Genomic DNA, 2069 nt, shown 5'->3' on the forward strand with positions numbered 1-2069 from the left:
TAGCTCTTTTCATAATAGTCCGAAAAGCTTATAGAAAAGCGGAATCAACAGCATGACGAAAAGATGTGAATAGAGGGATGTTTTTCCTAGCTCTGTTTTTTATAGCAAACCAATGATGCTCAATTTTGTTAAAATCGGGAGAATAAGGCGGTAGATATAAAATTTCTGCGCCAACTCCTTTAGCAAATTCAGTAATCTTATTAGACTTATGAAAAGTAGCATTATCAAGGATAACAGTTTGTCCAGGTTTCAAAATCGGTGTCAGAAACTGCTCAAACCATTTATTAACATATTACAGTGGCCTTCAAATGTTAACGGAACAACTATTTTCCTGCCGTTTAAGGCTGCAATCATACTGATTCGTTGAATTTTTTTACCAGATTTTAGAGCATAAAACCTCTGTCCCTTCTGGCAATATCCATAAGGGTAGTCCTCGGTGTTATCAATGCCAGACTCATCTATATAAACTAAGTTTTGAGGTTCTTTTGTTGCTATAATTTTCAAAAATTCAGCGCGTTTTTCTTCGTCCCTTTCTTTGTATCCATATGTCTTTTTTTGCGTGTGAGTCCAATTTTTTTAAGAGCTCGATGAATCGTTGGGATACTAACATTGCTCCAAAGCTTAGCCATTTCCGATAGAGTTTTTCCACCATATTTTTTAGCAAATTCAGTAAATTTATTCCAGTCAGTAATTTTGTGATTATAACCTCCATTTCCAAGTTTTTTTGACTGAAAATCTCCTGTTTCTTTTTTCTTTGCTGCCACTCCCATAACGTAGTTCTTCCAATTTTAAATCTTGCTGCCACTGCTTCTCTGCTTTCTCCTTCTTCTAGTGATTCCATTGCTTTTTTTCTTAAATCATAACTATATGCTGCTGGCATACTTACCTTCACTACTATAAAATCTTATTTTACCTCGTTTGTACTATTATGAAAAGAGCTATACTAAAAGAAAGCAGTTGTTTTGACAAAGCTAAGACCGAGGAAATGTATAATTTTATAGGAAAATACAAAAAAATAGAAGGACGCAAAGCAATTTATGCATTAACCAAATCTGTCCGAGCTGAGGAAGAAAGTAATATAAAAGCAGCAAGAATAAGAATAGCACAAAATCTAGTTAAAGCAGGGTTTGATACTGACATTATCTATCGAGCAACAGGCTTATCAACTGAAGAATATGCTGATAAAGAGAGATACGAGCCAAACGGAGGACAAGAGATAAAAAAGTGGAGAGTAATAAGAGGATATACGCAAGAAGAATTAGCAAAAAAGCTTAATATAGGACCCTCGCAGATACATCATTATGAACAAGGGAGTGTTACCATTTTAAGTGAAAGGGTGCGCCGTGGTACGCATTAAGAAATACTTAGCGGAGCTAAGCGGGGTTTAGAATAAAGGGCCTCGAGGTGTAGGGTCGAGAGCTGGCGCGCCTCCTTTAGGTGTATTAAACAAGACTTGATCTGACACTTTAGAAAAGTAAGTTATAAAATAATAAAAGAAAGGAGTGTTAGATATGAGTACAATACAAGCAAAAATACTAAAACCAAAGTTAGGGTTATTAGAGCTAGCAAAACAATTAGGAAATGTATCTCAAGCGTATGGGCTACTCAAGAGATACGTTTTATCGATTCAAGGAATTATATGAAAATGGAGGAGAAGAAGCACTGCATGAGATAAGTAAGAAAAAATCACTTATGGCAAACAGAGTTTCCGAAGACATAGAAAGAGCAGATCGCAACAGAATTTCCAGCATATGGACAATAAAGAGCTGCAAATGAGCTGAGAAAAAGGGATTTCCGAAGGTGGTTGTATGGCTAAGAAACGATATTGAAACGTTCAAAAAAAGACTTAAAGCTCTTGAAGCGAAGGTTGCACAAGATGGCATAATTTTAACTGAAGAGCAACTTGCAGCTTTAGAGAAAGTGAAAGAACAAAGATGGTGAAATTGAAACACTGGTTACTTAGGTTCTCAAGACACTTATTATGTAGAAGGGTATAGGACCAGCAAACTTTTATTGATACCTATTCAAGGGTTGCTATGGCAAAGCTTTATACAGACAAAACTGCAATT

Annotated in this window: 1 protein-coding gene and 2 pseudogenes; 2 read left to right on the top strand and 1 reads right to left on the bottom strand. The window is 35.8% G+C overall.

Translation table 11 applies throughout. The features are described 5' to 3' along the window. Positions 1-28: 28 nt before the first annotated feature. Positions 29-880 (bottom strand): annotated as a pseudogene (locus Wcon_RS09920) (IS630 family transposase). Positions 881-985: 105 nt separating this feature from the next. Here Wcon_RS09920 and Wcon_RS09925 point away from each other — a divergent pair. Both Wcon_RS09925 and Wcon_RS09930 read left to right on the top strand, forming a co-directional pair. Continuing rightward, a complete protein-coding gene (locus tag Wcon_RS09925) occupies positions 986-1357 on the top strand; it encodes a helix-turn-helix domain-containing protein (RefSeq protein ID WP_237350148.1) in 372 nt (123 codons plus the stop codon). 154 nt (positions 1358-1511) lie between these two features. Then, positions 1512-2069 (top strand): annotated as a pseudogene (locus Wcon_RS09930) (helix-turn-helix domain-containing protein); the annotation flags it as partial.

This window comes from Wolbachia endosymbiont of Cylisticus convexus (assembly GCF_003344345.1).

Excerpts from the sequence above, each read along its gene's own strand:
- Wcon_RS09925 (WP_237350148.1), top strand. The coding sequence starts at position 986 with ATGTATAATTTTATAGGAAAATACAAAAAAATAGAAGGACGCAAAGCA.